Source organism: Hymenobacter humi (genome assembly GCF_042665855.1).
GTDB classification, from domain to species: domain Bacteria; phylum Bacteroidota; class Bacteroidia; order Cytophagales; family Hymenobacteraceae; genus Hymenobacter; species Hymenobacter humi.
In genome coordinates, this window is sequence record NZ_JBHTEK010000001.1 from 1868380 (window position 1) to 1893421 (window position 25042).

At 61.3% G+C, this 25042-nt stretch carries 23 protein-coding genes and 2 pseudogenes; 16 read left to right on the forward strand and 9 right to left on the reverse strand.

Going from position 1 to position 25042, the window contains the following annotated elements; all coding sequences use genetic code 11:
* Window positions 1–60 precede the first annotated feature (60 nt).
* From ACFQT0_RS10485 to trxA, 14 genes and pseudogenes are all read left to right on the forward strand, one after another.
* Complete coding sequence (locus tag ACFQT0_RS10485; RefSeq protein WP_380202551.1) at window positions 61–2253, forward strand: protein-disulfide reductase DsbD family protein; 2193 nt, start codon at window positions 61–63, stop codon at window positions 2251–2253.
* 396 nt (window positions 2254–2649) lie between these two features.
* A complete protein-coding gene (locus ACFQT0_RS10490; RefSeq protein WP_380202553.1) occupies window positions 2650–3114 on the forward strand; it encodes an Lrp/AsnC ligand binding domain-containing protein in 465 nt (154 codons plus the stop codon).
* A 406-nt stretch (window positions 3115–3520) separates the two neighbouring features.
* The gene (locus ACFQT0_RS10495) at window positions 3521–4591 is read left to right on the forward strand and encodes a glycosyltransferase family 9 protein (protein ID WP_380202555.1); all 1071 of its coding nucleotides are present in this window, start codon (window positions 3521–3523) and stop codon (window positions 4589–4591) included.
* Window positions 4592–4675: 84 nt separating this feature from the next.
* Window positions 4676–5911 (forward strand): annotated as a pseudogene (locus ACFQT0_RS10500) (M16 family metallopeptidase).
* A complete protein-coding gene (locus ACFQT0_RS10505) occupies window positions 5908–6822 on the forward strand; it encodes a YDG/SRA domain-containing protein (protein ID WP_380202557.1) in 915 nt (304 codons plus the stop codon). Before ACFQT0_RS10500 ends, ACFQT0_RS10505 begins: the two are co-directional and overlap by 4 nt.
* Window positions 6819–7463 (forward strand): O-methyltransferase, encoded by a 645-nt coding sequence (locus ACFQT0_RS10510; protein WP_380202559.1) that lies wholly within the window; start codon window positions 6819–6821, stop codon window positions 7461–7463. Before ACFQT0_RS10505 ends, ACFQT0_RS10510 begins: the two co-directional genes overlap by 4 nt.
* 83 nt (window positions 7464–7546) lie before the next feature.
* Window positions 7547–10444 carry an outer membrane beta-barrel protein gene (locus ACFQT0_RS10515; protein ID WP_380202561.1) on the forward strand — a complete coding sequence of 966 codons (2898 nt, stop codon included), beginning with the start codon at window positions 7547–7549 and terminating at the stop codon, window positions 10442–10444.
* Window positions 10445–10563: 119 nt separating this feature from the next.
* Complete coding sequence (locus ACFQT0_RS10520; RefSeq protein ID WP_380202563.1) at window positions 10564–12018, forward strand: lytic transglycosylase domain-containing protein; 1455 nt, start codon at window positions 10564–10566, stop codon at window positions 12016–12018.
* A gap of 59 nt (window positions 12019–12077) precedes the next feature.
* Window positions 12078–12233, forward strand: coding sequence for a hypothetical protein (locus ACFQT0_RS10525; protein WP_380202565.1), 156 nt, complete (start codon window positions 12078–12080; stop codon window positions 12231–12233).
* A 142-nt stretch (window positions 12234–12375) separates the two neighbouring features.
* The gene (locus tag ACFQT0_RS10530) at window positions 12376–12846 is read left to right on the forward strand and encodes a LysM peptidoglycan-binding domain-containing protein (RefSeq protein WP_380202567.1); all 471 of its coding nucleotides are present in this window, start codon (window positions 12376–12378) and stop codon (window positions 12844–12846) included.
* A 334-nt stretch (window positions 12847–13180) separates the two neighbouring features.
* A complete protein-coding gene (locus tag ACFQT0_RS10535) occupies window positions 13181–14974 on the forward strand; it encodes a PHP domain-containing protein (protein ID WP_380202569.1) in 1794 nt (597 codons plus the stop codon).
* Window positions 14925–16364: a DNA polymerase III subunit alpha gene (gene dnaE, locus ACFQT0_RS10540; RefSeq protein WP_380202571.1), complete on the forward strand. Its 1440-nt coding sequence runs from the start codon at window positions 14925–14927 to the stop codon at window positions 16362–16364. The genes ACFQT0_RS10535 and dnaE overlap by 50 nt, the downstream gene beginning before the upstream one ends.
* Complete coding sequence (locus tag ACFQT0_RS10545; protein ID WP_380202573.1) at window positions 16273–16896, forward strand: hypothetical protein; 624 nt, start codon at window positions 16273–16275, stop codon at window positions 16894–16896. Before dnaE ends, ACFQT0_RS10545 begins: the two co-directional genes overlap by 92 nt.
* A 226-nt stretch (window positions 16897–17122) precedes the next feature.
* Window positions 17123–17452 (forward strand): thioredoxin, encoded by a 330-nt coding sequence (gene trxA / locus ACFQT0_RS10550; protein ID WP_092677057.1) that lies wholly within the window; start codon window positions 17123–17125, stop codon window positions 17450–17452.
* Between the two features lie 97 nt (window positions 17453–17549).
* On the opposite strand, the gene ACFQT0_RS10555 is transcribed toward trxA, so the two are convergent.
* Window positions 17550–17804: a hypothetical protein gene (locus ACFQT0_RS10555; RefSeq protein ID WP_380202575.1), complete on the reverse strand. Its 255-nt coding sequence runs from the start codon at window positions 17802–17804 to the stop codon at window positions 17550–17552.
* Between the two features lie 476 nt (window positions 17805–18280).
* Here ACFQT0_RS10555 and ACFQT0_RS10560 point away from each other — a divergent pair, with 476 nt between their 5' ends.
* The gene (locus tag ACFQT0_RS10560; protein ID WP_380202576.1) at window positions 18281–18727 is read left to right on the forward strand and encodes a hypothetical protein; all 447 of its coding nucleotides are present in this window, start codon (window positions 18281–18283) and stop codon (window positions 18725–18727) included.
* A gap of 112 nt (window positions 18728–18839) precedes the next feature.
* A complete protein-coding gene (locus tag ACFQT0_RS10565; protein WP_380202577.1) occupies window positions 18840–20165 on the forward strand; it encodes an aminopeptidase P N-terminal domain-containing protein in 1326 nt (441 codons plus the stop codon).
* Between the two features lie 267 nt (window positions 20166–20432).
* Here ACFQT0_RS10565 and ACFQT0_RS10570 read toward each other — a convergent pair whose 3' ends face one another.
* The 8 genes and pseudogenes from ACFQT0_RS10570 to ACFQT0_RS10605 form a co-directional block, all read right to left on the reverse strand.
* Window positions 20433–20942 carry a DUF4252 domain-containing protein gene (locus ACFQT0_RS10570; protein WP_380202579.1) on the reverse strand — a complete coding sequence of 170 codons (510 nt, stop codon included), beginning with the start codon at window positions 20940–20942 and terminating at the stop codon, window positions 20433–20435.
* A 194-nt stretch (window positions 20943–21136) separates the two neighbouring features.
* Window positions 21137–22000, reverse strand: a complete 864-nt coding sequence (locus tag ACFQT0_RS10575; protein ID WP_380202580.1) for a hypothetical protein — start codon at window positions 21998–22000, stop codon at window positions 21137–21139.
* Window positions 21958–22728: a hypothetical protein gene (locus ACFQT0_RS10580; protein ID WP_380202582.1), complete on the reverse strand. Its 771-nt coding sequence runs from the start codon at window positions 22726–22728 to the stop codon at window positions 21958–21960. The genes ACFQT0_RS10575 and ACFQT0_RS10580 overlap by 43 nt, the downstream gene beginning before the upstream one ends.
* A gap of 114 nt (window positions 22729–22842) precedes the next feature.
* Window positions 22843–22944 carry a hypothetical protein gene (locus ACFQT0_RS10585; protein WP_380202584.1) on the reverse strand — a complete coding sequence of 34 codons (102 nt, stop codon included), beginning with the start codon at window positions 22942–22944 and terminating at the stop codon, window positions 22843–22845.
* A gap of 67 nt (window positions 22945–23011) precedes the next feature.
* Window positions 23012–23254 (reverse strand): annotated as a pseudogene (locus ACFQT0_RS10590) (EVE domain-containing protein); the annotation flags it as partial.
* A 130-nt stretch (window positions 23255–23384) separates the two neighbouring features.
* On the reverse strand, window positions 23385–23993 hold the full coding sequence (locus tag ACFQT0_RS10595; RefSeq protein WP_380202586.1) for a DUF3570 domain-containing protein: 609 nt from the start codon (window positions 23991–23993) through the stop codon (window positions 23385–23387).
* Window positions 23994–24058: 65 nt separating this feature from the next.
* Window positions 24059–24739: a DUF3570 domain-containing protein gene (locus ACFQT0_RS10600; protein WP_380202588.1), complete on the reverse strand. Its 681-nt coding sequence runs from the start codon at window positions 24737–24739 to the stop codon at window positions 24059–24061.
* 71 nt (window positions 24740–24810) lie between these two features.
* Window positions 24811–24981 (reverse strand): DUF4266 domain-containing protein, encoded by a 171-nt coding sequence (locus ACFQT0_RS10605; protein WP_380205979.1) that lies wholly within the window; start codon window positions 24979–24981, stop codon window positions 24811–24813.
* Window positions 24982–25042: the final 61 nt, after the last annotated feature.

Sequence of the window (25042 nt, forward strand, 5' to 3'; positions counted from 1 at the left end):
TTCTGGTTTGCTGTTATGAAGAATTTTTTGCTGGTTAACTTATTGTTGCTCTGGGTAAGTATGGTCGGGCCCGCTACGGCTCAGATTCTCACGCCCACCCACCTGAGCACCGCCCTGAGCCGGCCCACGGTCAAGGTAGGGGAGGAAATTGAGCTGGTGGTGAACGCCCGCATCGACGACAAATGGCACCTGTACGCCTCCGATTTTAGCGACGAGGTAGGCCCGGTGGTTTTTACGCTCACCTTCAAGCCTAATCCCGCTTACGCGCTGGTAGGCAAGCTGCAATCCATCAAATCGCACCACGAGCAGGACGAGGTATTTAAAGGCGAGGTAGCCTTCTGGGAAAAAACCGGCCAGATGCGGCAGCGCATCAAAGTGCTGCAGCCCGGCCCGCTCACCGTCTCGGCCGATGCCGAGTACCAGAGCTGCACCACGGTAGACGGCCGCTGCGTGCCCGGCAGCGAAACCCTGCGCTTCGGCCCGATAGCCGTGACGGGCGCCGCCCCCGCAGCCAAAGCCACTGGTGCCGTGCCGCCCGCTGCCGCGACTCCTGCTCCGGCGAGCCCGGCGGTAGCGGCTGCCCCGGCTGGTACCCCGGCCCCTGCAACTGCTACGGCTCCGGCAACTACTGATTCAGCCGCTCAATTGGCCCCTGCAACCGGGCCGGCTGGCTCAACTGCTGCCGCGGCGCCTAGCGCTGCTCAAGGCGCTGACGTAATCGCCGCGGCACCCGCCGCCACGGCCATAACCCCAGAAAACCCCGTGAGCAAGGCCGGCGGCCTGTGGAGCTTTGCGCTGCTGGCCTTCACCTTCGGCCTGGCGGCCCTGATTACACCTTGTGTCTTCCCGATGGTGCCCATGACGGTCTCGCTCTTCACCAGCGGCAATGACAGCCGGCAGCGTGGCATCTTTAAGGCGCTGGTGTACGGCGCCAGCATCATTGCCATATATGTGCTGGTGGGCGTGCTCGTCTCCGCCTTGCTCGGCGAAGATGGGCCCAATCTCATCAGTACCCACTGGCTGCCGAACGTTATTTTCTTCCTGGTCTTCGTGGTGTTTGGCTTGTCGTTTCTGGGCTTGTTCGAAATCACCTTGCCGCACAACATCGTGAATACCGTGGATACCCAGGCCGACAAAGGCGGCTGGGCCGGCATCTTCTTTATGGCCCTCACGCTGGTGGTGGTGTCGTTTTCGTGCACCGCGCCCATCGTGGGCAGCATTCTGAGCCTGGCGGCCCGCGGCGAGCGGATTCAGCCCATTGTGGGCATGTTGGGCTTCTCGCTGGCGTTTGCGCTGCCGTTTACGCTATTTGCCATTTTCCCGTCGTGGCTGAAAAGCCTGCCCCGTTCCGGCGGCTGGCTCAACACCGTGAAGGTGGTGCTGGGCTTTGTGGAGCTGATGCTGGCCCTAAAATTCCTGAGCACCGCCGACCTGGCCTACCACTGGCACCTGCTCGACCGCGACGTGTACATCGTGCTCTGGATTGTGCTCTCGGCCCTGCTCGGCTTCTACCTGCTGGGCAAGTTCCGCCTCTCGCACGACTCCCCGCTCGACCACCTCAGCGTGGGTCGCTTGCTGATGGCCGTGCTGGCTTTCGCCTTCACCGTGTACCTGGTGCCGGGCTTGTTTGGGGCGCCGCTGCCCTTGTTGGCCGGCTACCTGCCGCCCCAGACCAAGCGCGACTTTTCGCTGGCCACGGCCAGTAACGGCGGCAGTCCCGCCGTGGCTGCTGCGGGCCGCAGCGCCGGCTACGAAGCGCCGCGCTTTGGCGAGTTTCTCGAATTGCCCCACAACCTCGACGGCTATTTCGACCTGGAGCAGGCCAAACGCGTGGCCCGCGCCCAGAAAAAGCCCATTTTCATCGACTTCACGGGCCACGCCTGCGTGAACTGCCGCAAGATGGAAGCGACGGTGTGGAGCGACCCGCAAGTACTCGAGCGCCTGCGCAACGACTACGTGGTGGTGGCCCTGTACGTGGACGACAAAACCGAGCTGCCCGAGAAGGAGTGGTACACCTCGGCCCGCGACAAACAGCTCAAGACCACCCTGGGCAAGCAAAATGCCGACCTGCAGGTGACCCGTTACGGCTTCAATGCGCAGCCCTACTACGTCATCATCGACCCCGACGACGCGACCAGCAAGCCCCTGGTAACCCCTATCGCCTACGAGCCCGACGTGGCTCAATTCAGCGCCTTCCTGCAAGCTGGCCTGAAGCAGTACCGTGGACCGCAGGCGCCGGTAGCCGCCCGCTAGGGGCGCTGGCTTAGGCAAGCATAGATTATCGCAAATGACTGAAAACGCGAAGAGGCGACCCCCACCCAGAGGTCGCCTCTTCCAAATGTGAGGCGTGCATCCACCCAGATGCAGTACCCCGTTTTTCCCCTCTTCTCCTCTGTGTCCAACCACAACAGTTGCGAAAGGAGTTATCCTCTCATAGGGAGATAAACGGGCAATAAAGCTGAACAGTCAGCGTTTGGTGCCCAATTTCCTCACCCGGTTTTACTGCCACAGCCTTCTGCCTTGGATTACAACAAATGTAAGTTAAGAACCAAGGTGATACAAACTAATGCATTGTTTAACTCAAAATTTACAATAAATTCAATTTAATACCGCTAATTTTGCGTTGTATTAAATTTCTTTCTGCAAAAAATGGCTCGAAATTACGAACTTGATGACACCGACCGGAATATCCTGAACCTACTCATTCAGGATGCCAAAATGCCTTACACCGAAATTGCCCGCAAGGTCAACGTTTCGGGCGGCACCGTGCACGTGCGCATGGCCCGGCTCGAGGAGTTGGGTATCGTGCAGGGCGCCACGCTCCGCATCGATTACCAAAAGCTGGGCTATGGCGTGAATGCCTTCCTGGGCATTTACCTGCTCAAAAGCTCGGTGTATACCAGCGTGGTGCACCAGTTACGCGACATCCCTGAAGTGGTGAGCATTCACTTCACTACCGGGGCCTACGGCGTCTTTGCCCGGCTGGTGTGCCGCGATACCCAGCACCTGCGCGACGTGCTGCACGACCGCATCCAGCCCATCGATGGCATCGAGCGTACCGAAACGCTCATTTCGCTCGAGGAAGTTATCAACCGCCCCGCGCAGCTGACTTAACAAAGCCGGCTTCCAGCTAAGAACAGGGCCGCTGCGCACGAAGGTGCACGGCGGCCCTGTTTGCTTTTATATCGGTTTAGAAGTGGAATCGGGGCTGTACAAATGCAGATGCACCCATGGGTAAGGTGCCTTTGAAACTTAAGTGTCTCAGCCCTTAAAAGAGAGGAACGGTACTGCTGATCGGACCCGCAGGAACCTCACCCCCAGCCCCTCTCCAAAAGAGAGGGGAGCCGAACGATTTCAAAAGCTGCGATTCCGGTGCCCCCTCTTATTTGGAGAGGGGGCAGGGGGTGAGGTTCCCCGAGCGAGATGCTTCGACTGCGCTCAGCAGGACCGTTCTTTTAGTAAGCATGGCAGCCTGAAAAACGCGAGCCCTGCCCGCGCGTCGTACTTTTGTCCTTCGCTTATGCCCACCGCCCCGCCCGCTACGCTGCTCATTCAAACCGCTTTCATCGGCGACGTTATTCTGATGACGGCGCTGCTGGAGCACCTGCACCGCACCGAGCCCAATACGCCGGTAGACGTGCTGGTGCGCCGGGGCAACGAAAGCCTGCTGGCCGGCCACCCCTACGTGCGTCAGGTGCTGATTTGGGATAAAAAGCACCGCAAATACGCCGCCCTGTGGCAGCTGCTGCGCCAGATTCGGGCCACAGGCTACGGGCGGGTAGTAACTCTGCAGCGGTTTGCCAGCACCGGATTTCTCACCGCTTTTTCGAGGGCACCGGAGCGGGTGGGCTTTGCCAAAAACCCGTTGAGCCGGTTTTTCACCCGGCGCGTGCCGCACAACATCGGCGACGGCACCCACGAGGTGGTGCGCAATCTGGCGCTGCTGGGCGGCAATGAAGAATTAAGAATGAAGAATGAAGAGTTATCGACGGGCGGTAATTCTCCATTCTTCATTCCTCATTCCTCAATAACAAAGCCCAAGCTGTACCCCTCGGCGGCTGATGAGGCCACGGCTGCTGCTTTTGCTGCTGAGGGGGCTTACGTCTGCCTGGCGCCCACTTCCGTGTGGTTTACCAAGCAATACCCGGAGGAAAAGTGGCTGGAGCTGCTGGCGGCGCTGCCGGCCCACTTGCGCGTGTACCTGCTGGGCGGCCCGCCCGACGTAGCGCCCTGCGAGCGCCTGGCCGCCGCCAGTGGCCGCGCCAACCTAACCAACCTGGCTGGCAAACTGAACCTGCTGGCCTCGGCCGCGCTCATGCGCGGGGCCGTGATGAACTACGTCAATGACTCGGCGCCCATGCACCTGTGCTCGGCCGTGGGGGCGCCCGTCACGGCGGTGTTTTGCAGCACCGTGCCGGAGTTTGGGTTTGGGCCGCTCGCGCCGGTGTCGTTCGTGGTGCAAACCCGGGAGCCATTGGCCTGCAAGCCATGCGGGCTGCACGGGCACGGCGCCTGCCCGCTGGGGCACTTTCGCTGCGCCTACGGCATTGAGGTAGACCAGCTGCTTCAGTCCCTGAATTCGGTGGGATAAAGAAGTAGGCGCCGCCGAAGCAATTCTGCCAGCCCACTTGTTTATGACTCATTACGCGCAGCGTCCGGTACCTTTGTCCTTCCTATGCCCGACTACGAAATCCACGAATACCCAAATGGTATCCGCTTGCTGCACAAGCAGGTACTGCACACCAAAATTGCGCATTGCGGCTTCCTGCTCGACATTGGCTCCCGCGATGAGGCCCCGCACCAGCAGGGCCTGGCTCACTTTTGGGAGCACATGGCCTTTAAGGGCACCGAAAAGCGCAAGTCGTTCCACATCCTCAACCGCCTCGAAACCGTGGGCGGGGAGCTGAACGCCTACACCACCAAGGAAAAATCTGCTTCTACGCCGCCCTACTTAGCACGCATTTCGAGCGCGCGTTTGAGCTGCTCACGGACCTCACGTTCCACTCCATCTTTCCGGGCCGCGAGGTGGAGAAGGAGCGGGGCGTGATTCTGGAAGAAATGAGCATGTACCAGGACGCGCCCGAAGATGCCATCATCGACGATTTCGACACGGTGGTGTTCGGCGACCATCCGCTGGGCGTGAACATCCTGGGCACCCGCGAGAGCGTGAGCCGCTTCCAGACCGCCGATTTCCATGCCTTCCTGCAGGAGCAGATGCGTACCGACCGGCTGGTGTTCAGCTCCGTGAGCAACCTGCCTTTCAAGGAGGTAAAGCGGCTAGCCGACAAGTTTCTGGCGCCGCTGCCGGCCAAGCTTGGGCCGCGCGTACGCCGCCCGGTGGGCGGCTACCAACGCAAAACCCAAGTCGAAACCCGGCCCATATCGCAGGCGCACTGCCTGGTGGGCGGCCCCGCCTATCCGCTCAGCGACCCGCGCCGCATCCCGTTTTTCATGCTGAACAACATCCTGGGCGGCCCGGGCATGAACTCCCGGCTCAACCTGGCGGTGCGGGAAAAGTACGGCCTCGTGTACACCATCGACAGCACGTATTCGCCTTACACCGATACCGGCCTGTTTGGCATCTACTTCGGCACCGAAGGCAAGCAGGTAAAGCGCACGCTGAGCCTGGTGCAGAAGGAGCTCAAGCTGTTGCGCGAAAAACCTCTGACCACCAATCAGCTGCATACCGCTAAGCACCACCATGGGCCAGCTCGCCATGAGTGAGGAAAGCAACAGCGGCATGATGCAGCTCCTCGGCAAAAGCACCCTCGACCTGGGCCGAGTGGAGCCGCTTAGCGAGATTTTCGGGAAAATTGAGCTGATTTCAGCCGCCGAGTTGCGCGACATGGCCAACGAAGTACTCACGGATGAGCATCTGAGCGTACTGCAGTACGTGCCCGAGGGGAAATGAGTGTGCCGATATTCGGGCATGTAGGGACCGCGCGCCCAGGCGATTTATTTGAGTCACGCCTGGAGCTGTCGCTACACCGGCAGCATCGTCCTCGGCAAGCCGGCATCTGTGCCACGCAAAAAGAAGGCGCCGAAAGCATTGTGCTGTCCGATAAGTACGAGGACGACGAGGTGCACGAGGATTATATCCTCTACACCGGCCACGGCGGGCGCGACCCCGAAAGCGGCAAGCAGGTAACCGACCAGACCTTAACTGATGCTAATTTGGGCTTGGCTCGCAGCGAGGCAACTGGTCGTCCCGTACGGGTTTACCGGAAAGTTCGCACCTCTTCTAATGGGGCTGCTTTTCGGTATGAAGGCTTGTTTAGAGTGACGAGCCATCAGTTTACGACTGGAAAATCCGGTTTCGGAGTGTTTCGATTTCGGCTGGAGCCGGTAGTCGTCATGCCGAGCGAGCCGCTCCCTTATGGGTTACCCGATTTGTTGGATGATGCCTCCTCGACAGCGCAGGAAGCAGCCCCGCGTTACGAAGCCACTACTTCAAGGCTCATTCGTGATACCGCGGTGACGCGGCAGGTGAAAACCATGTACAAATACCGGTGTCAGATGTGCGATACTCAATTGCAGAGTCCATCGGGCTTGTATGCCGAAGCCGCTCATATCAAGCCGCTCGGTGCGCCGCACCATGGGCCCGATGTGCTGGCCAATGTGCTTTGCCTATGCCCCAACCATCACGTGCTTTTCGACCTCGGGAGTTTCGCGATTGGCCAAGATTTGGCGCTAATTGGGCTGCCAGGCAGGTTGCATTATAAGCCTCTGCATCAATTAGGGGCTGAGTTTCTGGCGTACCAGCGTCAGCACATTCATCTACGCACTGCCTCTAAAGCCGTAGCCAGTTCTAACGACGAATGAACCAAGACCCCATCCTGGCTTATGCCGAACTGCACACCGCACCCGAGCCGCCGCTACTGGCCCAACTCACCCGCGAAACCCACCTGCAAACCCTGATGCCGCGCATGAGCAGCGGCCACGTGCAGGGCCGGTTCCTGAGTTTGTTGAGCCACCTGATGCGGCCCCGACGGGTGCTGGAAATCGGCACGTTTTGCGGGTATGCCACGCTGTGCCTGGCCGAGGGGCTGCCAGCCGATGGCCTGCTGCACACCATTGAGATAGACCCGGAAAAGGAGCCGCGCATCCGGCGCTATGTGGCTGCTGCCGGTATTACCGAGCAGGTTCGGCTGCACATCGGCGCAGCGCTCGACGTTTTGCCCGGCTTGGTCGATGAAGAGTGGGACTTGGTCTTTATTGACGCCGATAAGCGGAGCAACGACGCTTATTTTGAGGCAGTCATCGGGCAGGTGCGCCCGGGCGGGTTGCTTATCGTCGACAATGTGCTGTGGAGCGGCAAGGTGCTGCCCACGCACGAGGTAAAAAGCGGCGACAAGGACACGCCTTTTGTGCGCGCCTTCAACGACAAAATGGCCCAAGACGCTCGGGTAGAGCCGGTTTTTCTACCCTTGCGCGATGGGCTGCTGCTGTTGCGCAAGAAATAGCTGCCGCGCCCGCTTGACTGGTTTGCAAACCCTGCCCGGCATTGAGCCGTCAGACTGAGTTTCCGTTGCTTTCTTCAGTTCTTATGCGGCTTCTACCGGTACTGTTTTTCTCGTTGATTGGGCTGGGTGCGGCCCGCGCCCAGGCGCCCACCACCGTGAGCGGCCGCGTGACCGACGGCAAAGACCAGTCGCCGCTCATTGGCGCCAACGTGCTGCTCATCCGCTTGCCCGACTCCGTGAAAACCGGCGCGGCGGCCGATGCTGATGGCCGGTTTCAGTTCGATAACGTGGCCGCCGGACGCTACATTCTGGATGCATCCTTCGTGGGCTACCAGAAAATCCGGCAGAATGTAGCCGTGAATGGGGCGCCCGTGCAACTGGGCACGCTGGCTTTGCAAACCGGCGGCGTGCAGCTCAAGGGCGTGGTGGTGACGGGCCAGGCGGCCCAATCGGTGCAGAAGGGCGATACCACGCAGTTCAACGCCAAGGCCTTCAAAACCAACCCCGACGCCAACGCCCAGGACCTCATCACGAAGATGCCGGGCGTGAGCGTGGGCACCGACGGCAAGGTGCAGGCCCAGGGCGAAAACGTGCAGCGCGTGCTGGTCGACGGCAAGGAATTCTTCGGCAACGACCCCGACGCCGTGCTCAAGAACCTGCCCGCCGAGATGGTGGACAAGGTGGAAGTATTCGACCAGCGCAGCGAGCAGAGCCGCTTTTCGGGCTTCGACGACGGCAACACCACCAAGACCATCAACATCGTGACCAAGGTGGAATTCCGCAACGGCACGTTTGGGCGGGTGCTGGCCGGGGCGGGACCCGAGCGCTACAAAGCCAGCGGCAACGTAAACAACTTCAAAGGCAACCAGCGCATTTCGGTGCTGGCCCAGTCCAACAACGTGAACGAGCAGAACTTCGGCACCGAAGACCTGCTGGGCGTGGTGGGCAATTCCAACCAGGGCGGCGGCGGCCGCGGCGGCAGGGGAGGTGGCGGTGGCCAGGGCGGCGGGGGCAATGGCGGCAACGCCGGCGACTTCCTGGTAAACCAGAATGGCGGCATCACCAAAACCAACGCCGTGGGTTTGAACTACTCGGATTCCTGGAACAAGAAGACCGACCTTTCGGCCAGCTACTTCTTCAACCGGGCCAACAACACGCTGCTCAGCAGCACCCAGCGGCAGTACGTGCTGCCCCAGCAGGCCAGTACCACCTACACCCAAAGTGCCAACACCAACGGCCTGAACACCAACCAGCGCTTCAACATGCGCCTGGAGCACAAGATTGATTCGGCCAACTCCATCCTGTTCCGGCCGCGCTTCAGCTACCAGCAGAACGAGGCGGGCAGCAACGTGGTGGGCCTCACGCGCCGCTCGGGCGAGGAGCAAAGCCGCATCACAAGCAACTATGCCTCCCTAAACGAAGGCCTGAACATGGGCGGCGACCTGCTGCTGCGCCACCGCTTTGCCAAGGCCGGCCGCACCGCCAGCCTGAGCGTGGGCGGCACCTACAGCCAGCGCGAGTCAAACTCGACGCTGCGCACCCTCGACACGGGCTCGGCGCTCAACAACCTCAACCAGAACAGCCTGCTCAACCAGAACGGCGGCAGCATGAACGCCAACCTCTCGCTGACCGAGGCCCTGACCCGGCAGGACGTGCTGCAAGGCAACTACACCATCAACTACGCGCCCAACAGCTCCAATAAATACACCTACGACCTGCTCACCGGCGACACCCGCGAGCTCAACACGGGCCTGAGCAACGTGTTCGATAACTACTACTTAACCCAGTCGGGCGGTTTGACTTACCGGCACATCACGCCCAAGTACCAGGCCAGCGTGGGGCTGTCGGGCCAGTACTCGGAGCTGTACAGCGACGCGCAGTACCCGCGGCCCAGCATCGGGCGCTACACCTTCGTAAACGTGCTGCCCAACGCCAACGTCAACTACCGCTTCACGCGGCAGAAAAACCTGCGCTTCAACTACCGCACCAGCACCAACCCGCCCAACGTGAGCCAGCTGCAGGCCGTGGTGAACAACGCCAACCCGCTGCAGCTCAGCATCGGCAACCCCACGCTGCGCCAGGAATTCCAGCACTCGGTCAACTTCCGCTACACGGCCTCGAGCCCCGAGGTGGCCAGCAATTTCTTCGCGCTGCTGTCGGGCTCCTACACCCAGAACCCGATTTCCAACCGCACGCTGGTCGCCTCGCGCGACACCACCGTGGTGCCCGAGGGGGCGCCCGGCGTGCGCCTGCCGGCCGGCGGCCAGCTCACCCAGCCCACCAACTTGAGCCAGCAGTACACCCTACGCTCGCTGGTGAGCTACGGCCGGCCCATCAAGCCCATCAAAACCAACGTGAACCTGAGCTTGAACGCCAACTTCACGCAGACGCCGGGCATCGTAAACGGCGGCCTGAACTACGCCCGCGTGCCCTCGTTCGGGGCGGGCCTCACGCTCAGCTCCAACATCAGTCCCAACCTGGATTTCACGGCCTCGACCACTTCCAGCCAGAACTTTGTGCGCAACACCCTGCAGGCGCGGCTCAACACCAACTACTTCGCGCAGGTCACGCGCTTCCGGTTGGGCTGGATTGTGGGCCCGGGCATCAACCTGCAAACCGACCTTGTGCACCAGGCCTATTCGGGCCTGTCTGCGGGCTACAACCAACAGTACCTGCTGTGGAATGCCAGCCTGGGCAAGAAAGTTTTCCCCGGGCAGCGCGGCGAAATCCGGGTGTATGCCTTCGACTTGCTGGGCCAGAACCGCGCCATCCAGCGCAACGTGACCGAGGCGTACTACGAGGACGTACAAACCACCATTCTGCAGCGCTACTTCATGCTGATGTTCACCTATAACATCCGCAGCGGCAACGTGGTGGCCCCCGCCGAGCGAACCGATGGCCCGCGCGAAGGCCGCGGCGAGCGAGGCTTTGGGCGGCCCGACCGCGGGGGCCGGCGGGGTGGGGCGGGCGGCCCTCCCTAAGGAAGTGGCCGTTTTTTGGCCAAAATTGAGGTTCTTTGCATCTTCGGGCAGGAGGTAGCCGCGGTGGCCGCCTCCTGCCCGGGTAGCTTATGCGAAATCCTGTTTTGTTAATTCTGGCATTGGCCCTGGCTTTTATTACGCCCGGGGCAGCCCAACCCAGCACCGCCCGCCCCCAAGCTGTGGTGCCCGCCGCCTTCGATGTATTTGGCCTGCACCTGGTGCTCAACGAAGAAGCCCGACGCTTGGTGCAGCAAAAGGCCGACGGCCTGCGCCGGCACCAGCCTTCGTTCCAAGCCCGCGTGGACCTGGCCGATGCCGCCTTTCCCATCATCGACCGGGTGCTGCAGGAAGAAGGCGTGCCCCTGGATTTTCGCTACCTGCCGCTACAGGAAAGCGCCCTGCTCGGCAACGCCCAGAGCGTGCACGACGCCGTGGGCTACTGGCAGTTCAAGCGCGAAACCGCCGCCGACCTGGGCCTGCTGATGAACTACGAGGTCGACGAGCGCAAGCACCTCACGGCCAGCACCCGCGCCGCCGCCCGCTACCTGAGCCGCAACAACGTCAGCCTGCACAACTGGCTCAACGCCCTGCTGAGCTACAACACCGGCCTGGGCGGCGTAAAGCCCTTTGTGCTGCCCACCGACTTCGATGCCACCGAAATGGCCATCACCGAGGCTACCTCGCCCTACGTGCTGATGTTTCTGGCTCAGAAAGTAGCCTTTGAGCCCTACTGCGGCCTGAACCCGCACCCGCCGCTGCGCCTGCAGGAGTTTCCCGCCGTGGCCGGCCAAACCCTCGAAGCCCAGGCCCTCACCCTGCACACCGAGCCCGCCGCGCTGGCCGTGCACAACCGCTGGTTGCTGGCCGCGGCCGTGCCCGCTGGCCGGCCCTACACCCTGCTGGTGCCCATCGGCGACGTGACCCAGGCCGCCGGCATCATTGCCAACCAACGCATTCAGAGCACCAAAGAGCTGCTTACGGCGCCTGAGGTAAGCGCCACCAGCGCGGCCGAGGTGCAGCTCAACGGCCTGCGCGCCCTCATTGCCCTGCCCGGCGAAACCACCGCCGACCTGGCCCGCCGCGGCAAAAAACGCCTGGGCGAATTCCTGCGCGACAACGAAATCACCGCCTTTGACCCGGTCATAACCGGCCGCCCCTACTACCTGCAGCGCAAGCGCGACGCAGGCGCTGTAGACTACTACGTGGTGCAGCCCGGCGAAACCGTGTTCGACGTGGCCCAGAAATACGGCATGCGCAAAAAAGCCGTGCTGGCCAAAAACCGCATGTCGCGCATCGAGCAGCCCAGTGCCGGCCGGGTGCTGTGGCTCCGGCACGTGCGCCCCCGCGAAGTAGCCGTGGAATACCGCGCCCTGCCCGAAGGCCGGGGCCTGGAGCACCCGGCTGTCGCTGCCCGCCCCGCCGCCAGCGAGCCGGTCGAGGTAGTTGAGCAGCCGGTGAAAGTTGTCACCAAAACTAAAATCAAACGGAAAGGCTCGGCCCGACGCCCACGCGTAGAGCCCGATGCCCAGGATGGGTGGGGCGAGACGCTGCCGAGCCGCAATGCGGGGGTGTAGCCCAGGCTCCAGCCCCCGCACCAGCGCAAGTGCCTGCACGCCCAACAGAGTCTGAGCCCATGCGCCCGGCTCCTCTGCCGGCCGCCGCGCCCGAGCCGGTGGTAGCTCAACTTCCGCCCCTGCTTCGGCCCCGGCCCCAACGCCGCTGGCAGACGAGCCCAGCGAGGCAGAGCCAGAGCCAACACCCGCAGTTGAGCCAGCTACGCCGCCGGTAGCAAGCAGCCCGGCTATTTCTGCCCCCGCCCCGGAGCCCACCCCGGCGCCTGCCAGACCGGTAGTACCCGCGGCCCCCGCCCGGTGGCGGCTCCGCCTAAACTTGTTGCTGCCACACCCAAACCGGCCGCCACTCCGGCTGTCTTGCCCGCTGCAGCCCCTGCTACTACCCCTGCAACCATTCCTGCCACGCACCGCGTGGGGCCGAGCGAATCGGTGTACTCCATCAGCCGGCTCTATCAGGTATCCCCCGCCACACTGATGGCGCTGAACAACCTGACACCTCCGGCTAGCCTGGTCGTGGGGCAGGTGCTGGTGCTTAAGTCGCGGGAGCCACAGCCAGCTGCGGTACCTGTTCCAACTGCGCCAGCGCGCGCAGCCAGCCCAGGCAGCCGGCGGGCAAATCCGGCGATATACGTGCCCAGAACGGCGGCATCGGGGCCAGTTGCGGCGACGGAAACGGCGATTCAGCACACCGTAGCTAAGGGCGAAACCCTGTACAGTATTGCCCGCCGCTATGCGGTGAAGGTAGCCGACCTCCAGGCCTGGAATGGTAAGCTCGACGGCAACGTGAAAGTAGGGGAGGTGCTGCAGGTGCAGGCCCCAGCCAAGTAGGAATTATGGTCAGAATGTAGGGACGCGCCATGGCGCGTTCGGCGCCAGAACGAGGGTGGTGGAACCGTTGAACGATTAATGTTCAACGATTGAACGCGCCATGGCGCGTTCATACAAGGTCGACATCCTTGCTTAAAGGGAAACATCTTTAGCAACAACCCATACCAAAAAACGCAGCGCTCAGGGAATCAGGCAGCAGGGAAATGGGGTTTGGGAATGCCCGCCAGCCGGGGGTATCTTTACTAAAATGAGGAATGAAGAGTGAGGAATGAAGAATTCCCAAACGACAATTCTTCATTCCTCATTCTTCATTCCTCATTAAGCGCAGCGCCTAATGCCCGTTTTCTCGCACCTTCACTCGCACACCCAATACTCGCTGCTCGACGGCCAGGCCAGCATTTCGGCCCTGATGAAGAAGGCGCAGAAGGACGAGATGCCCGCCGTGGCCCTCACCGACCACGGCAACATGTTCGGGGCGTTCAACTTCGTGGCCGAGGCCAACAAGTACAACGTGAAGCCCATTGTGGGCTGCGAGTTTTACATGGTGCAGGACCGCCACAAAAAGGCCTTCAGCCGGGAAAAAGGGGAAAGGGACGTGCGCCACCACCAACTCTTGTTGGCCAAAGACCAGGCCGGCTACCACAACCTGAGCAAGCTCTGCTCCATGAGCTTCATCGAGGGCCTGTACTCTAAGTTTCCGCGCATCGACAAAGAGCTGCTGCTGCAGTACCACGAGGGCCTAATTGCCACCAGTTGCTGCATCGGCGCCGAGATTCCGCAGACGATTTTGTTCGGGACCGAAGCTGAGGCCGAGGAGAAGCTGAAGTGGTGGCTCGACGTGTTCGGCGGGGACTTCTACATCGAAATCCAGCGCCACGGCCTGATGAACTTCGACGGCACCGGCAAAAGCCAGGAAGACGTGAACCAGGTACTGCTTGGCTTCGCCAAGAAGTACAACGTCAAGGTTATCTGCACCAACGACTCGCACTACGTCGACCAAACCGACTACGCCGCCCACGACCTGCTGCTGTGCGTGAACACCGGCGAGGAGCACAGCATCCCAGTCGGCGACATCCGCACCAACTACTACACCCTACTCACGAGCAAGGGCGAGGTGAAATACGACCTGCTCGACAACCTGCGCAGCAACTACGGGCGCGACGAAAATGCCCAGAAGCAGCTGCGCCGCATCGACGAGGAGCTGCAAAAGCCCAAGCCGCACACCCGCTTCGGCTTTGCCAACGACCAGTTCTTCTTCAAGAACCAGGCGCAGATGAACGAGCTGTTCATCGACCGGCCCGACAGCGTGGACAACACCAATGAGATTGTCGACAAAATCACGCCGCCCAAGCTGGCGCGCGACATTCTGTTGCCCAACTTCCCCATTCCGGCGCCCTTTGCTAACGCCGACGAGTTTCTGCGGGAACTCACCTACGTGGGCGCTTTCGGCCCCAGCGCCGGCAAGGGCATCGTGACGATGAGCAAACCGCCGCGCTATTCCGAGCGCACACCCGAAATTGAGGAACGGCTTGATTATGAGCTGCGCATCATCCAGACCATGGGTTTTGCGGGCTACTTCCTCATCACCCAGGACTTCATCAACCACGGCCGCAACATCGGCGTAGCCGTGGGCCCGGGCCGGGGCTCGGCCGCCGGCTCGGCGGTGGCCTATTGCGTAGGTATCACCAACATCGACCCGATTAAGTACTCGCTGCTGTTCGAGCGCTTCCTGAACCCGGAGCGCGTGTCCATGCCCGATATCGACATCGACTTTGACGACGTGAACCGTCAGAAAGTCATCGACTACGTGGTGGATAAGTACGGCAAAACGCAGGTGGCTCAGATTATCACCTTCGGCACCATGGCCGCCAAGTCCAGCATCAAGGACGTGGCCCGCGCCATGGAGCTGCCGCTGCCGCAAACCAACGACCTCACCAAGATGGTGCCCGACAAGCCCGGCACCACCCTGGCCGGCGCCTTTGCCGAAAACCAGGAGCTAGACATGATTCGGCGCGACGAGTCGGCCGACAACCTCAAGGGCCAGATTCTGCGCCTGGCTACGCAGGCTCGAAGGCTCGGTGCGCAACACCGGCATTCACGCGGCCGGCGTCATCATCGCCCCGGATGACATCACGAAGTACATTCCGGTCTCCACTTCCAAGGACTCAGACCTGCTCATCACGCAGTTCGACGGCAAGGTGATTGAGAGCGCCGGCATGCTGAAGATGGACTTCCTGGGCCTGAAAACCCTGACCATCATCGTGGATGCCTTGCGTTTGATTGAGCGCAACCACGGCGTGACCATCGACATCGACGACATTCCGCTCGACGACGAAAAGACCTACGCCCTGTACCAGCGCGGCGATACCATCGGCACCTTCCAGTTTGAATCGGAAGGCATGCGCCAGTACCTCAAGGACCTCAAGCCCACCAACATCGAGGACTTGATTGCCATGAACGCCCTCTACCGCCCGGGCCCGATGCAGTTCATCCCGAACTTCATCAACCGCAAGCACGGGCGCGAGGAAGTGGTGTACCCGCACGACCTGCTCAAGCCCATCCTGGAGTACAGCCAGGGCATCATGGTGTACCAGGAGCAGATTATGCAGACGGCTCAGATTCTGGCCGGCTACTCGCTCGGCGGTGCCGACTTGCTGCGCCGCGCCATGGGCAAGAAGGACATGAAAAAGATGGCCTTGGAGCGCGAGAAGTTCATCGAAGGCGCCAAGAAGCTGCACGATATTCCCGCGAAGAAGGCAAACGAAGTCTTCGACGTGATGGAGAAGTTTGCCGAGTACGGCTTCAACCGCTCGCACTCCGCTGCTTACTCCGTAGTCGCCTACCAAACTGGCTATCTGAAGGCCAACTACCCGGCCGAGTACATGGCCGCCGTGCTCACCAACAACATGGGCGACATCAAGAAGGTGACGTTCTTCATCGAAGAAGCCCGCAAGCAGGGCGTGCCCGTGCTTGGGCCCGACGTAAACGAATCCCTGCTCAAGTTCAACGTGAACCAGGAGGGCGCCATCCGTTTCGGAATGGGCGCCGTGAAGGGGGCCGGCGAGCTCGCGGTGGAAAGCATGGTGGAGGAGCGCGAGAAAGGCGGCGAATACTCCGATATTTTCGACTTTGCCAAGCGCGTGAGTTTGCGCACCGTGAATAAGAAAACCTTTGAAAGCCTGGCTCAAGCCGGCGCGTTCGACGGTTTCGGTAAGCACCGCCGCCTATATCTAGATGCGCCTGCTGGAGACCAGAATCTCATCGAGAAGGCCATGAAAATGGGCCAGCAGCACCAGGCCGCCAAGGAATCAGCCCAACACAGCCTCTTCGGGGCGGGTGCCTTCGGGGCCGTGGCCGCGCCGCTGCCCAAGATGCACGAGATGGAGCCCTGGAGCAAAACCGAGCAGCCTGCGCCGCGAAAAGGAAGTGGTGGGCTTCTATCTTTCGGGCCACCCGCTCGATACTTACAAGCTGGAACTGGACGCCTATTGTACCTGCGGCCTCGACAAGGTGGATGAAATCAAGAACAAGGAGCTGGCCGTGGCGGGCCTCATCAACAACGTCCTGTTCAAGACCACCAAAACGGGCCAGCCCTTCTGCACCTTCACCCTGGAGGACTACGAGACCAGCATCAACCCGGCGCTGTTCCGCGACGACTACACCAAGTTTGCGCCGCTCATCAACCCGCGCAACTACCCCAACGAGCAGGTGCCGCCCATGTACGTGCGCCTCAAGCAGGAGCTGCGCCGCCACACCCAAGACCAGTGGGACCTGCGCATCCTCACGATGGAGCCCCTGGCCGACGTGGCCGAGAAGCGCAGCAAAGGCGTGCGCGTGAAGCTGGACCTGCGCACAGTGACCGGCCCCATGCTCGACCGCTTGCAGGACGCCATCGACCACGCGCCCGGCAGCAAGCGCCTCGAAATCCAGTTTGTGGAGCCCCACGAGCACCTGGCCGTCGACATGTTCTCGCGCCGTTTCCAGATTGAGCCAAAGACGTTTATCCAGAAGATGCACGAAATGGAAATGGAGGTCTGCACGCTCATTTAAAGCCCTGGAGGGTTGATTGGGCTAGAAACCGCTAAAATGCTGCTTTCCGTTTGGCATCCCTTTTCGAGCTTTCGCATAGCTAATTGAGCCATTCACCGGGCCTCACGGCCGGAGAGGTAGCCCTTCTGAACTTTCCCCCGTACACTCTGTTTAACCATCCAATCTGCTACCTTGCGACCCCGTTGGCCGTACACGCCAGACTAATCTTAACCCAACCCAAACCGTAATGGGACACAAAGCAATTGAAATAACCGACGCCAACTTTGACGAAATCATCAGCGGCGACAAGCCCGTATTGGTCGATTTCTGGGCCGAATGGTGCGGCCCCTGCCGCATGGTGGGCCCCGTAGTGGAAGAACTGGCCGGCGAGTACGAAGGCAAAGTCATTGTGGGCAAAGTTGACGTTGACGCCAACCCCCAGACCTCGATGAAGTTCGGCATCCGCAGCATCCCGACGCTGTTGGTGTTCAAGAACGGCCAAATCGTTGACAAGCAAGTTGGTGCCGTGCCCAAGCACGTGCTGGCTCAGAAACTAGAAGCACAGGTAACGGCTTAATTCCGTTATTGCCCATAAAGAAAAGCCCCTTGCCGGTATTGGCAAGGGGCTTTTTTAGTTGATAGCGGTGGGTGAAAAAGGCTCCCACCGGATGATTCTAGCGGTAGCCGTTGCTCTGGTAGCGGCGGCGATTTTCGCGGGCCTGCTGCTTGGCTTTGGCTTGGAGCTGCATTTGCATGCGGTGTAGCTGCCGGTTGAGCTTGGCGGGCGACGTTACGGGCTTTCCTTCTCCAATGCCGAGTTTGGCAAACACGGCAGCAGCACCCTTGGCGGTTGGGCTCTTGGCCAGCGGCGAACGGCTGGCCGTGGCGTGAGCGAAGTTGGCGGTAGCAAGCATAACGGCTACAGCCATGAGGAAAGAGTAAATCGTTCTTTTCATTAGGTGAAAGGATGGAGGGTGAAGAAATCGGCGACGCCTGCAGCTCTTTATTTGAGCCGGTTGAGCTTAAAGGGCCTGCAGAAGATTTTGCCAAAGTAATATATTTTGAATCTATTATGCAAGTTATTAGTCATAATAAATCGGATAATTATTAAAGTCTTAAATATGGACCCGCTTTTGGCTGGTTGCCCGGCGGTGAAAAGGTGCAAGGGTAATGTCCGCTCAGGTGGCTGATGACAGCGAATAATCTGCTTGATACTACTTGCCGGGAGCTTGGCAGTTAGCTCAACTGTCACTTGGCTGATGAGTGCTGAAAACCCTGCCCGCGCCCGCGGGCTGCCGCTGCGCAACCGGCTTGTAAAGAGGCAGAAAAAGGATGCATTGCCAACGAACTACGGAGCCGACCGCCCCGTAAACTGCTCATCTTTTCACCCTTTTTGGCATCTGTTATGAAACGCATTGTTGGTTTCCTGCTCTCCTTGAGCCTGCTTGGTGGCGCTGCCCTAGCCCAAACCCCCACCACGGCCCCGGCTCCCACGGCCACCACCAAGGTGAGCACCAGCGCCTCGAAAATGACCACCCGGACGCAGCAACCGGGCAAGATTACGACCACGAAGTCGACCACGATGAGTAACCCCGCGGGCATGACCAAGTCGTCGACCAGCACCAAGACCCAGGGCACGATGACCAAGTCGAGCACCATGACCACGCCCTCGGGCAATACCAAAACCACCACCAGCACCAAAATGAAGGCCGATGGCACGCCCGACATGCGCTACTCGGAAAACAAAAAGAGCACCCAGGTAACCACCGGCCCCCGCAAAGCCGATGGCACCGCCGACATGCGCTACAAGGCCAACAAGTCGACCAAAGTGATGACCAAAACCAAGAAGTAGACTCCGGCCACTACTTGCCAAAAAGCCTTCGTTCGCCCAGACGAGGGCTTTTTGGCGCTTAGGCCAACTCATGGGAAGCAGGGCTCGCCGCCTCAACAGCTGCCTGCCTAACTTGCGGGCCCCATTCCCAACCAATCCATCGCATGCGCTACGCCCCCTGGCCCCCGAGCTTTTTGTTGAAAACCGCCGCCGCTTTCGCGAGCAGTTGCCGCCGGCTTCGCTGGCCATTTTTCAGTCCAACGACATCATGCCGACCAATGCCGACGGCACCCTGGCCTTCCGGCAAAACAACGACTTGTTCTACCTAAGCGGGGTCGACCAGGAGGAGAGCATTCTGGTCATTTTTCCGGACGCGCGCCTGCCGCAGCACCGCGAAATTCTGTTCCTGAAAGAAACCTCCGAGCATATCCTCATCTGGGAGGGCTACAAGCTGACCAAGGACGAGGCCCGCACCAACTCCGGCATCCGCAGCATCATGTGGCTCGATAGCTTCAAGACGGTGCTCCCTGCTTTGATGAACGAGGCGGAAAACGTGTATCTGAATTCCAACGAGCACATCCGGGCTGTAGTGGAAGTGGAAACCCGCGACGCCCGCTTCATTAAGTCGCTGCAGAGCCAGTACCCGCTGCACACCTATCGCCGCGCCGCGCCGCTGCTGCACCGCCAGCGCGCCATCAAGAGCCCCGAGGAAATCCGGGTGATGCGCGAAGCCTGCAACATCACCGAGAAGGCGTTTCGGCGGCTGTTGGGCTTCGTGAAACCGGGCGTGTGGGAGTTCGAGATTGAGGCCGAGCTCGTGCACGAATTCATGCGCAACCGCAGCCGCGGGCCGGCCTACGGCAGCATCGTGGCCAGCGGCAAAAATGCCTGCGTGCTGCACTACACCACCAACGACAACCAGTGCCAGGACGGCGAGGTGATTCTGCTGGACTTCGGCGCCGAGTACGCCAACTACGCCGCGGACCTCTCGCGCAGCATTCCCGTCAACGGCAAGTTTACGGCACGCCAGCGCCAGGTGTACGACTCGGTGCTGACGGTAATGAACTTCGCCAAAACGCGCCTTGTGCCCGGCGGCGAAATCGAAGCCTACCACCAGGCCGTGGGCGAGTGCATGGAGCAGGAGCTCATCAAGCTTGATTTGCTCAACGCCTCCGACGTGAAGAACCAGGACCCCGCCGCGCCGCTCTACAAGAAGTACTTCATGCACGGCACCAGCCACTACCTGGGCCTCGACGTGCACGACGTGGGCTACAAGTACCGCACCTTCGAAGCCGGCATGGTGTACACCGTGGAGCCGGGCATCTACATACCGGAAGAAGGCCTCGGCATTCGCCTGGAAAACGACATCCTGCTCACGGCCAACGGCAACGAGGACCTGATGGCCAACATCCCGCTGCAAGCCGATGACATTGAGGCGTTGATGGGTAAGGGGCGGTAACCATTTGAGGCCTAGAGGAGAGTAAAAAGAACGTCATGCAGAGCTTGTCGAAGCATCTCGCTCGCCGGAACCTCACCCCCGGCCCCTCTCCAAAAGAGAGGGGAGCCACGGCACAAGAACCAGCTCAATTTGTAAAAACAGAAAGCCCCGGCTCAAGATTGAGCCGGGGCTTTCTGTTTGGTTGGCATCCGGCTCCCCTCTCTTTTGGAGAGGGGCCGGGGGGAGGTTCCCCGCGCGACAGGCCGTGCCGTTTTTAGCTGAATCTCGCTATTTGCTGGTAGCCTGCACCAGTTGCGGCAGGTATTTGCTCAGGGCCGCTACCTGGGCGCTGGTGAAGTTACCCTGCACCGATACCAGCACAAACGAGTCGGCGACATCCGGCAGGGTGCCGAGGGCGGCGAATTCCGAGACTTTGTCGCCCGAGCCGCGGGTGGAAACGGAGTAGTCGCTGCCTCCAAAGCCGGCGCCGGAGAGCGGCGTGTACTTTTCGCCGACCAGGATGCCGCTGGCTTCCTGACGCAGGCCCTGCTCGGCCAGGTCGCGGGCCGAGCCGGTGGTGGGCGCGAAGCTGATGACTTTGGCCGAACGGATGCCGGTGATGCCGTCGGTGAGGTCGGAGCCGCCGAGCAGCTTGGCGGCTTTCACCAGGGCCAGGCGTTCGAGCAGGTCGGCCGACCAGTCCATGGTTTTGAAGCCGGGGCGCCCTTCGTATTTGTTAAAAAACGAGGCGACGGTGCGCGCGGGTGTGCCTGGGCCAGCGGCGCGGCAGCCCACCATCAGCAAAAAGAGAAAGAGGGCGGGTAAACGAAGTTTTAGCATCATGAAGCAAAGGTGACAAGAGGATAGGGTGCGTTGTACGCACGCCGACCTTGGCACGGTTGCGTTTGGCGGATATGGAACGACGGGGCCGGGCGAAGCTGGACGAAACTTAGTGCCTCGTCCAGCTTCGCCCGGCCCCATCGCGCTAATGGCTAAAACGCTATCGAATTGAGGAAAAACACTTCCCGGTCGGGCCCGCGCTCGGCACGTACCCGCTGAAAGCCGCTGGCAATAAATCGGGTGCCGAACCAGGGCAGCAATTCGCCCTGCGACGTGTCGGTAGCTTGCTCGGCGCCGGTATCGGCGGTGCCGGCGCCGGTCTGCAGGGGCACTTGGTGGTCGTTGGGCGACGATTCAGCGCGGTTTATCAGCTTGTAGCGCAGCTTGCTCTCGTCGAGATACGCCAGCACGAGGCGGCCGTCGGGCAGGGTCTGGAGCCGAACGCCTTCTTCCAGGGTGTTGCGCCGCAGGTTTTCCACCACAAAGGTGTTGTCCCAGAGCAGGGTGCCGGAGCGGTCGAAGCCGCACACCAGCGCGTGGGTGGTCTGGTAGCCGTCGAACACCCGCGAGTTGGCGTAGCCCGAGCCGTACGGCATCATGGCCCCAAAGTACGGGGGCTGAATGCTGCCGTAGCTATTGTAGCGGTAGTGGGGGTAGTACACCTCGGCCACCAGCACGTAGCCGCCGTCGGGCTGGGGCATCACCGTGCAGCAGCACGCGGTAGCGCCAGCGCAAGGGCGGCATGGAGCGGGCGATGCGGCGCTCGGTACGCTCCCGCAGCCGGGCCTGGCGCGAAGGCTTGAGGTAGTCGAAAAAGTGCTTGAAGCGCAGAAAGTCGTAGAACCGGAGCGGGGCTTGGTGCCGGGGGTGGCCACGGGGCGCAGGTCGGTGGCAAAGAGACCCTGGGCGTAGTTGGGGTCGCGCAGCGAGTAGGTACCCATGAGCAGCCGGGCCGTGGTGTCCTGCGGCGGCGTCACCTGGGCGGTGATGAGGCTGCGCTCGCTTTCGGCCTGCACCAGGCTCGGAGCTCACCAGGCTGGCCGCGCTCGGTGAGCTGTTTGAGCAGCAGGCGCGACTTGCGGCCGTTGGTTTGGCTCAGCACGTATTCGGCGCGGCGGCTGGCGGCATCGGCCACGAAGGTGAGCTGGGTGGGCACCGGCTCGTAGATGGAGGAGAGATACTGCATCTGGCCCGTGGCCACGTCAAGCAGCAGCACCGTCACGTGCTGCTGGTCGTTGAGGAGCACCGTGGCAAACAAGCGTCCGTCCAGGGCCTTGAGCTCCACAATGTCGCGGCTCAGGCGGCTTTCGTACTGCTGGCTGCGCACCTGGGCCAGGCGGCCGTTGTAGGCCGTTACCCACAGGCGGCCGGGCTTGGTGTGCGAAGAATACAGGGCGTACACCGTACTGCCCTCCGAGCACATGCGCGTGAAGTCGAATTCGTCGGGTATCTCGAGCGGCGTTTCCTGGCGAAGGTGCAGCTGCTGGTCGTATTGCTGAAAGGCCCAGGTAGACTTGCCCGAAAGCGGCTTTTCGCGCCCCACCAGCAGCACCACCGAGCTGTCGGCGGGCAGGGGCTGCACGTGGATTTCGCTATTGGTGGCGGTGAGGGGGAGCTCGGTACGGGCCGTTTGCGCGGGCGCGTTGGGCGGGGGCGGAGCAGGTGCCCGCCGCTGAGCGCGGAGGGCCGGCGAGTGCGCCAGCACGCAGAACGAAAGCAGCAGGGAAAAGTAACGGAGTTTCATGCCTGTGCGCCGTTAAGAACAAATGAAAAAATCTATTCCAACCCTATTCCAACAAGTGGTAACTACTTTAAATATACAACCTAAACCAGCGTTTTTGTCCCGAAGGGCTCGCCTTTATTTTGCGCCCAGGGCCAGCACGGCGTCAAACTCTTCGGGCCGCACGGGCAGCACCGAAAGCCGCGACTGGCGCAGCAACGCCAGCTCGCTCAGGCGCACATCGGCCTTGAGCCTGGGCCAGGCTCACGGGTTGGGGCAGGGGCTGCACCGGGCGCAGGGCCACGGCCACCCACGGCGAGCCGGCTTCGGCGGTGGTATCGGGCGCGGCCAGGGCCGCTACTTCGGCGATGCCCACCACGGCTTTTTCGCTCACGCTGTGGTAGAACAGCACGAGGTCGCCGGGCTGCATCAGGTTGAGGTTGTTGCGGGCCTGGTAGTTGCGCACGCCGGTCCAGGCGGTGCCGTCTTCCAGCACAAACGTGGCCCAGGAATAGGCTTCGGGTTCAGATTTAACCAGCCAATGCTTCATTTTTGGTGATGGGGTGAGGAGGTGATGGGGTGATGAAGTGATGGGGCTGACGAAGCTGGGCAGTCGTTTCAGACTACAAACCTAATTCCGTTCCCCTCATCACCTCCTCACCCCATTACTTCATCACTCATCAAAGCGCAAAGCCCAAATCGACGCTCACGATGTCGGCGGTGAGGTCGGTGCTGCGCTGGTAGTGCGCGTAGCGCAGGTCAACCGCTTTAAAGCGCATAACGTGGGTACGGCCCTGGCGGTCGCGGCCCGGCACGTGGAAGCGCCCGATGCCGTACACCGGCGAGTAGCGCAGGCCCAGGCCGGTTTTGTGGGCCGTGAAGTCCGAGAGGTCGTAGTCGGAGGTGTAGAATTCGTCGGCTATGGAATGGGCCAGGTAGGGCGCAAAGTAGGTGGAGGCCGTTTGGGTGTGGTAGCGGTAGAAGGGGTAGAGCACGAAAAACGGCGTCACCTTCACCGGTAGCTCCACTTCGAAGGTGTGCGCCCGGATGCCAAAGTTGTCGTTGTAGAACCGGTAGTACGAACGCACCTGCACCAAATCCGACGCGTAGTAGTTCAGGCGCAGCCCCACGGGGTACTTGAAGCGCGAGCTGGGCAGCTTTTCCACTCGGGGAGCTGACGGCGCCACGGCCGAAAATTCGGTGCTGACCGCGGGCACGGGGTTGCGCTCGGGGTTGTCGAAGAAATATACCCGATGAAACGGCGTGCTCAGCAAGCCGTTCTGCTGCACCAGGCTCGGCGCTGACGGCCACCTGCAGCCGCTTGGTGAGCACCTGCGAGTAGGTGGCCGAGAAATTATAGCTCTGGCGGGCGGCTTTGCCATAGTCCTTGTTGTCGCGGCCCTGAGCAAAGCCCGGGCGCAGGCTCAACGGGCAAAATCAGCGTCACCTGGTCCAGAAAAACCTGCCCGGTGAGGCCCAGTTGCCGGTTGCCGTCCTCCGACGTCTTGGCAAACGAGCCCTGGACGTTGAAGGAGAAGTAGTCGTATTCTTTCGAAACTCCCGTACCCACGCCCCACTGCGTGCCCCGGGCCTTTTGCTCGCGGGTGTAGCCAAAATCGGCGTGAAAGCGGGTGTCGTGGCTTGAGGGCGTCGACAGCGCGTAGTCAATTCGGTCGGTGGAAGCCGAGGCGTAAAAATCGGCACCGACGTTGACGGAAAGCCGGCTCACGGTGTCCAGCGGCACGTTCACGATGATGGTGGGCGTGACGTCGGTGAGCTTCTCGGTGCCGCGGCCGCCCTCCACGGCGCCGTGGGTGCCGTCCTGCTGGTAGTAGCTGCCCAGAATGTCAACGGTGGTTTCGTCGGCGGCTCGGTTCACGGGGACGGTGGCACTCACCGGCGCCCCGAAGCCGTCCACGCGGTTGGGAATCAGGGGCGCGCCGCCCGGCTGAGTCGTACCTGGCTGAGTTTGGGCCTGAGCTAAAACCGGAGCAGCCAGCAAGACCACGGCAACGAAGTAGGGTAAGCGTTTCACAGTTGGCTTAGGATAAGGGCATCAGGCTGAAGCAGCTCCGCGGACGGACCCTGCTGCGGCTTCAAAAAGAGTTAGTTGCAGCCGCAGCCGCCGCCTACTTTCCCGCCGTTGGCGCCGCCGGCGCCTTCGCGGTAGCTTTCGAAGTTGGTTTCGGGGGTTTCGACGGTTTTGTTGGCCAGCTTCATGTCCTCGTCGTTGAGGTACACTTTCTGGTACGCGGCGACGGACACACAGCTGGGCAGGGCCGCCCCAGGGGCAGCAGCAACAGTCCCAGCAGCAGGCGGCGGGAACGGAGTAAAAGGC